Source organism: Neorhizobium sp. T7_12 (assembly GCF_002968535.1).
Lineage (GTDB): Bacteria > Pseudomonadota > Alphaproteobacteria > Rhizobiales > Rhizobiaceae > Neorhizobium > Neorhizobium tomejilense.
This window is the reverse complement of the sequence record NZ_PVBK01000026.1, coordinates 51799-58434: the sequence shown is the minus strand read 5'-3', so window position 1 is coordinate 58434 and position 6636 is coordinate 51799. Positions and strand designations below refer to the sequence as shown.

At 63.7% G+C, this 6636-nt stretch carries 9 protein-coding genes; 8 read left to right on the top strand and 1 reads right to left on the bottom strand.

Features of this window, described 5'->3' with window-relative positions; genetic code table 11:
• From C5J26_RS29980 to C5J26_RS29970, 3 genes are all read left to right on the top strand, one after another.
• On the top strand, positions 1-792 hold a 792-nt coding region (locus C5J26_RS29980; protein WP_206051236.1), incomplete at its 5' end, for a protein adenylyltransferase SelO family protein.
• Between the two features lie 274 nt (positions 793-1066).
• Positions 1067-1633 (top strand): hypothetical protein, encoded by a 567-nt coding sequence (locus C5J26_RS29975; RefSeq protein ID WP_245437519.1) that lies wholly within the window; start codon positions 1067-1069, stop codon positions 1631-1633.
• 376 nt (positions 1634-2009) lie between these two features.
• On the top strand, positions 2010-3299 hold the full coding sequence (locus C5J26_RS29970) for a DNA-packaging protein (RefSeq protein WP_371681964.1): 1290 nt from the start codon (positions 2010-2012) through the stop codon (positions 3297-3299).
• A 28-nt stretch (positions 3300-3327) separates the two neighbouring features.
• On the opposite strand, the gene C5J26_RS33575 is transcribed toward C5J26_RS29970, so the two are convergent.
• Entirely contained in the window at positions 3328-3456 is a 129-nt protein-coding gene (locus C5J26_RS33575; RefSeq protein WP_256386100.1) for a hypothetical protein, read from the bottom strand.
• Positions 3457-3611: 155 nt separating this feature from the next.
• Between C5J26_RS33575 and C5J26_RS29965 the strand changes: the two genes are divergently transcribed.
• From C5J26_RS29965 to C5J26_RS29945, 5 genes are read left to right on the top strand one after another with little or no spacing between them, the layout of a single operon-like run.
• Positions 3612-4220 carry a hypothetical protein gene (locus tag C5J26_RS29965; protein ID WP_105405087.1) on the top strand — a complete coding sequence of 203 codons (609 nt, stop codon included), beginning with the start codon at positions 3612-3614 and terminating at the stop codon, positions 4218-4220.
• A 59-nt stretch (positions 4221-4279) separates the two neighbouring features.
• Positions 4280-4594, top strand: a complete 315-nt coding sequence (locus C5J26_RS29960; RefSeq protein ID WP_105405086.1) for a Dabb family protein — start codon at positions 4280-4282, stop codon at positions 4592-4594.
• Positions 4595-4634: 40 nt separating this feature from the next.
• Complete coding sequence (locus C5J26_RS29955) at positions 4635-5822, top strand: phage portal protein (RefSeq protein WP_105405085.1); 1188 nt, start codon at positions 4635-4637, stop codon at positions 5820-5822.
• 54 nt (positions 5823-5876) lie between these two features.
• Positions 5877-6155: a CopG family ribbon-helix-helix protein gene (locus tag C5J26_RS29950; RefSeq protein ID WP_105405091.1), complete on the top strand. Its 279-nt coding sequence runs from the start codon at positions 5877-5879 to the stop codon at positions 6153-6155.
• Positions 6152-6457, top strand: a complete 306-nt coding sequence (locus C5J26_RS29945) for a type II toxin-antitoxin system RelE/ParE family toxin (protein ID WP_105405084.1) — start codon at positions 6152-6154, stop codon at positions 6455-6457. The genes C5J26_RS29950 and C5J26_RS29945 overlap by 4 nt, the downstream gene beginning before the upstream one ends.
• The last annotated feature ends 179 nt before the right edge of the window (positions 6458-6636 follow it).

The window sequence follows — 6636 nt, the reverse complement described above, 5'->3', positions numbered from 1 at the left end:
GCGGGGCGGCAGGCGGATCTGATCGCCCGCTGGATGGGTATCGGCTTCATCCATGGGGTGATGAACACCGACAACATGACGATTTCGGGCGAGACGATCGATTTTGGGCCTTGCGCCTTTCTCGACGAATACGACCCGATGAAGGTGTTTTCCTCGATAGACCAGGGCGGCCGTTACGCCTATCGCAACCAGCCGGGCATCGGCCAATGGAACATTGCGCGGCTGGCGGAATGCCTGCTGCCGCTATTGGACGAGGACGAGGAAAAGGCCGTGGAAGCGGCGAACGCCGTGCTGAAGGCGTTCGGCGAGCGGTTCCAGAAAGAGTGGATCGGCGTTTTTCGGGCAAAGATAGGTCTTGAGACCGAGGCTGACGGCGATGGCGACCTGATCCAGGCGCTGCTGGCGGCCATGCACGAGGGGCAGGCGGATTTCACGCTCGCCTTCCGGCGGCTTGCCGATGCGGCGGAGGGCGGGGAAGAGGCGTTCCTCAAGTGTTTTGCCGATCCCGACAAGGCGCAGACCTGGCTCGCCGACTGGCGCGAGCGGTTGACCATGGAGGCACGGCCGGTCGGCGAACTGGCTGACGCCCTGCGCGCCGTCAACCCGGCGGTCATTCCCCGCAATCACAAGGTCCAGGAAGCCCTTTCGGCCGCCAATTACGGCGACTTCAGTTTCCTCGAACGGTTGCTGGAGGCACTGGAAAAGCCATTCGAAGAGCGGCCGGAATTCGTGAGCTACATGCAGCCCCCCAAGCCTGAGGAGCGGGTGACGCAGACGTTCTGCGGGACGTGACCCTACGTAAATTAATTTTTGCTAATTAGGAAAATAGTCCTTGACGGCGTGACGGTTGTTTGGTAGGTTCTAGGCACAGTCGAAGAATTGCGCCGGTGGATAGCCGGTGGCAAGGCTTCCAGTCAAATTGGCCCGGTCCCAAAGCCGGGCCTTCTTTTTATCTCGACAATCGGCAGCGGGGACGCGCAGCGACCGGAAACGGGCGCGGCGGGATTTTCTGCGCCGAAATTTTGGCCCTCCTTTTGGCTCCTATTTTGGCCCCGGGATATCCCAGATGGATGAATTCGAGACGTTCGATCCGGCGCTTTTCGGGCTCTGGACGGAGGCGCCGGTTTATGGCGACGCGGTCGTCATGGATGATTCCGTGCTGTCGGACGCGGTGCGCGGCGTGCTGCTGGAGATCAAGTCGGCCGAAGGCGCATTCTCTCCCGGCGAGGAACTGCGGCGGCTGTTGAACGAGATGACGGTCGAAATGCGCGACCAGTTCTCGACCTTCCGGCGGATGCGCACCGCGGCGGAGGCGGCGCTCACAGATGGCGACGACGCCGCCCAGAAACTGGCGCGTGCCGACGTAAAGGCCGCGACCGACGCCATGTCGCTGATCGTCCGCACGCTCGAAAAGGTCGACAGCCTGCAACGCCAGCTCGCCCGCGACCGCGACGAGGCCGCCGAGCGGGATGCGGACGAGGGTGGGTATGAGGAGGCCGTGCGTGAGGTCGAGGAACTTATCGAGCAGCGCGCCCAGGAGCGTTTTGAGAAGCGCTGTCTCGCGGCCGGTATTGATATCGGTGAGCCCGGCAGTGCGGGAGGGGATCGAACGGCATCGCCTGACACCGGTTGAAGACGTTGTCGAAGCTGGGACGGTCAAAACGCTGGCTGAATACGGGGAAAAGATGGACCGGATCAGCAGCTTGCGGGCTCAGATGAATGGAGCAATGGCAAAGGGTTATGCGGTGCTCGCTGAGCCTGGCTGTGATGAAGGGACGGCCGAAACGACTGTTATTGAGGTCGGAGCGGACGGGTGCATCGAACTCCCTCTTCTCCCCAGCGGGGAGAAGTCCCGAGCGAAGCGAGGGGATGAGGGGGCCGGCGACGCTGGAGCGGTCGATCTGGTGGACCGAGGAATGCCTGAAGTGGAAATGGTGAGCGGGAAGGTGGCTTCGCCCCCCTCATCCGGTCCTTCGGACCACCTTCTCCCCGCCGGGGAGAAGAGGGAGATCGTTGAACCGTCGTCGTCCTCCGCAGGTTCTTTACGCAAGTGGCGTGATAGCACCAACTCACGTCATTCCTGCGCCGTAAGCCGGGACTGGCGCCATGCCGGCCGTCGCGACCAAAAGCCGCCGGCTGGCGACTGGCGCACCTGGTTGATCATGGGTGGGCGCGGCTCGGGCAAGACGCGGGCAGGCGCGGAATGGATCCATGGGCTCGCCTCAGCCGGCAGCAGGTCGCAGCTCAGGATCGCGCTGGTGGCGGAAACGCTGGGCGATGCCCGCGAGGTGATGATCGACGGGGTGTCCGGCATCTGCCGAATTGCCCGAAAGAACCGGCCGGATTTCGAGATTTCGCGCCGGAGGCTGGTTTGGCCGAACGGGGCGATCGCGCAGATCTTTTCCTCGGAAGATCCGGAGAGCCTGCGCGGACCGCAGTTTCATTTCGCTTGGTGCGACGAGCTCGCCAAATGGCGGCATGCGGAGGAAACCTTCGACATGCTGCAGTTCGGGCTGCGGCTCGGGGCCGATCCGCGCCAGCTGGTGACGACGACGCCGCGGCCGGTGCCGATCCTGAAACGGCTGATCGCCGATCCCGGGACGCAACTCGTGAGAATCTCGACCCAGGCCAATGCCGGCAACCTTTCACCCGGCTTCATTTCGGCGCTGGAGGCACGTTACGGAGGAACGAGGCTCGGACGACAGGAACTGGCCGGCGAGCTGATCGAGGACCGCGAGGACGCGCTGTGGAAACGGGCCGACCTCGAAGCTTTCACGATCCGCTTTACCGGAACGCTCAGGCGCATCGTGGTCGCCGTCGATCCGCCTTCGGGTTCGGGCGAACATTCCTGCTGCGGCATCGTCGTCGCCGGATTGGAAGCGAGCGGCCGGGCAGTGGTGCTGGCCGACTGTTCGGTCGAGGGCAAAACCCCGGCCGGCTGGGCGAATGCAGTGGCGCGCGCCTATGCGCGCTTTCAGGCGGACCGGGTGGTGGCCGAGGTGAACCAGGGCGGCGAGATGGTGACGGCGATGCTGAAAAGCGTCGATGCGGCGCTGCCGGTGACGATGGTCAGGGCGACGCGCGGAAAATTCCTGCGCGCCGAGCCTGTGGCTGCCCTCTACGAACAGGGGCGGGTGGCGCATGCCGGGCGGTTTGCCGAACTCGAAGACCAGATGTGCGATTTCGGTCCGGACGGCCTGTCTTCAGGCCGCTCGCCCGACCGGCTCGATGCGCTGGTCTGGGCGTTGACGGCGCTGATGCTGGAAGGTCATGGAGAGCCGCGCGTGCGCGGTGTTTGAGCGCGGCTCGTCGCTTAATTGATGATGATCAGCGCGGGGTAACCGACTTCGGCTGGGCGCTTTCGCGCATCTGCTTCCATTCGGATTCGATCCGCTCGACGACATGCTGCGGGATCGGCTTGGAAGGGGCGGCCGGTGCGGGCTGCTGCATCATCATGATCTCCTGTTGTTTAGAAAGCCGACAAGAACGTCGTGTGGAGCCGTTGGTTCCACATCATTAGAAAAAAGTAAACTGCCGCCTAAACGCTTAAAACGATTTAGTTTTTCTAAACCGATTGAAACCCTGCGACGCGGTATGGGAGTAGGCTCTAGATGGCTCACAACCGGCATGCTTTCTTTGATTTGGTACGGGCGAAGCTCTTCAAAGGCCGGTTGGTCAGCGGCCAGGTGGAGGGGATGACGGCGATTCTCGACGCTTGGCGGGAAAGGGACGGCCAAGGTGAGGCGCAGCCGCTTTCCTATGTGCTGGCGACCGCCTTTCACGAGACGGCCGCCACCATGCAGCCCGTCCGGGAAACCCTGGCGGCCAGCGACAGGTCGGCGATCGCGCGTCTGGACGAGGCTTTTACCGCGGGCCGGCTCGGGTCGGTGAAGACGCCCTACTGGCGGCCGGACGCGGACGGAAAAAGCTGGCTCGGTCGCGGGCTGGTGCAGCTCACCCACAGGCGGAACTACGAGGCGATGTCCGCCGTGACCGGGATCGACCTGGTGGCCGATCCGGGTCGGGCGATGGAAATGCCGGTCTCGGTGGCGATCCTGATCGAGGGCATGCGGCGCGGCAGTTTCACTGGCCGGAAGCTCGGCGATTATTTCGGGCAAGGGCGAATCGACTGGGTGGGCGCCAGAAAAATCATCAACGGTAACGACCGGGCGGACCTGGTGGCGCGGCATGCGCGGGTGTTCGCCGAGGCGCTGCAATAGGCCGCATTGTGGCCCGTGGCAGCCCGTGATAGCGAGGCCTCCGCTTTGCTGGAGGTTCCATGATACGCCACATCGTATTTTTCACGGCGCAAACGGGCGAGATCGAACGGGTACGGGCAGGTCTTTCCCTGCTGACCGGCAACCCGCATGCGCTGACCCTGGAGATCGGCACCAATGTGAAGAGCGACCAGCTCGGCAACGAGGTCGACCTGGTGGTCTACGGCGAATTCGAGGATGCGGCGGCGCTTGCCGCCTACAAGGCGCATCCGGCCTATCAGGCCTCGATCGATATCGTCCGCCCGGTCCGTGAAATGCGCATTGCAGCCGATTTCGACAGCGAAAACGCGGTGAAATCGCCCCTGCCGCTTCCCTGAAGCGGGCCCTGGCGCCCGCGAGCGAAAAGGACAAGTTACGATGAAATCTCCATTCCGGCGCCCGTGGTTTTCCACGGGTGGGCGACAGGCCGTGCCCGAAATCCAGGGAACCGACACCCGAAGGGCCGAGACCAAGACGGCCTCCGGCTTTGCGATCGTGTCCGGCGAGGGAGTGGCGCAGTGGTCGGGGCGGTCCTATGCGGCGCTGGCGCGGGCAGGGTTCATGAAGAACCCGGTCGCCTATCGGGCGGTGCGGATGATCGCCGAAGCCGCCGCAGCCGTGCCGTGGCTTGCCTATGATGGGGCGACGGAGGTTGTCGAACATCCGGCGCTGGCGCTCTTGACGCGGCCGAATGGCCGGCAGGGCGGGCCTGACTTTTTCGAGGCGCTTTACGGGCACCTGGCGCTTTCCGGCAACGCCTATGTCGAGCCGCTGTCGATCGGCGGGAGCTTACGCGAACTGCATCTGCTGCGGCCCGACCGGGTGAGCGTGGTCGAGGGCCGCGACGGCTGGGTGGCGGGCTACGACTATCGCGCCGGCGGCACCACGCGGCGGCTGCCGGCCGAGAGCGATGGCGTCTCACTGCTGCATCTGAAGCTGTTTCATCCGCTCGACGACCATTGCGGCTTTCCGCCGCTTGGTGCGGCGGGTGCCGCGCTCGACCTGCACAATGCGGCGGCGAGCTGGAACAAGGCGCTGCTCGACAATTCCGCAAGACCTTCCGGCGCGCTGGTCTACCAGCCGAAGGACGGCGGCAACTTGTCTGCCGATCAGTATGAGCGGCTGAAGGACGAGCTGGAGGCGGGTTATTCCGGCGCCGTCAATGCCGGTCGGCCGCTGCTGCTCGAAGGCGGGCTCGACTGGAAGGCGATGGGCCTGTCGCCGAAGGACATGGATTTCATCGAGGCGAAGAACGGCGCCGCCCGCGACATCGCGCTCGCCTTCGGCGTGCCGCCGATGCTGATCGGCATTCCCGGCGACAACACCTATGCCAATTACCAAGAAGCCAACCGCGCCTTCTACCGGCTCACCGTGCTGCCCTTGATTGCGCGAACGGCCGCGAGCTTTTCCGCCTGGTTGTCTGAAGCTTATGGGGGCAGGCTGCGGCTGGAACCGGACCTCGACCGGATCGCCGGCCTTTCCGCCGAGCGCGAGGCGCTGTGGGCGAGGGTCGGTGCGGCGGCGTTCCTGAGCGACGAAGAGAAGCGCGAGGCGGTGGGGTATTAATCCGTAAGGAAGGGGTGTAGATTGTAATACGTCGTATTACAAATGGAGGCTCTGATGGCCAAGCCCGTTCTTTCAGACCCGATCACGCTGCGCCTGCCGCTCGACATCCTTGAGGACATCGAGAAGATCGCTGAGACAGCGGACAGAAGCCGATCCTGGGTGATCGTCCGGGCGCTGAAAGCCTACCTGACCACGGAGGGAAGCGAGCTTCTGGAAATTGCCGCGGCGCGCCAGGACGTGCGCGACGGCAAGGTCATGGATATGGACGACCTTCTCGATGAACTGGATGGCTTGAATGCTGCGGATGAAAAATCCCGGACCGATGCCGCATGAAGAAAGTCCGCATCTCCACGATGGCTGCGGACTACATCAGGTCCGAGCGGACCTACCTCGGCAGGTTCAGTGCTCCGGCGGCACGGGAACTGCACAGGAAACTGCGGAATGCCCGGTCGCTTCTGTCACAGCATCCGGAGATCGGCAAGGTCAAACCGGGCTCCAATGGCGTCAGGGTCCTGGTGATTGCGCCCTATCTCATCGAGTACGAAGTCGATTCCGACGGCGTGCTGATCCTGATCGTCAGGCACGGCAGGCAGGATGATCGGCCCGATGAGGACGAGGACGTCTACGCGGAATAGACGGGCGGCTTGGCGTTGCTCAACGCGTCTTTTGCCACTCACTCAACTTGCGAAGTGCCGGACTCAACTTCCCAGCAGGTAGCCCCAAGCGATTCTGAACATTCATGGAAACTGGATCCGCCGACGCTGCGTCGAGCGCGGAACGGCTGGTTGCATGGCAGCAGCGCCGTTCGGTCCAT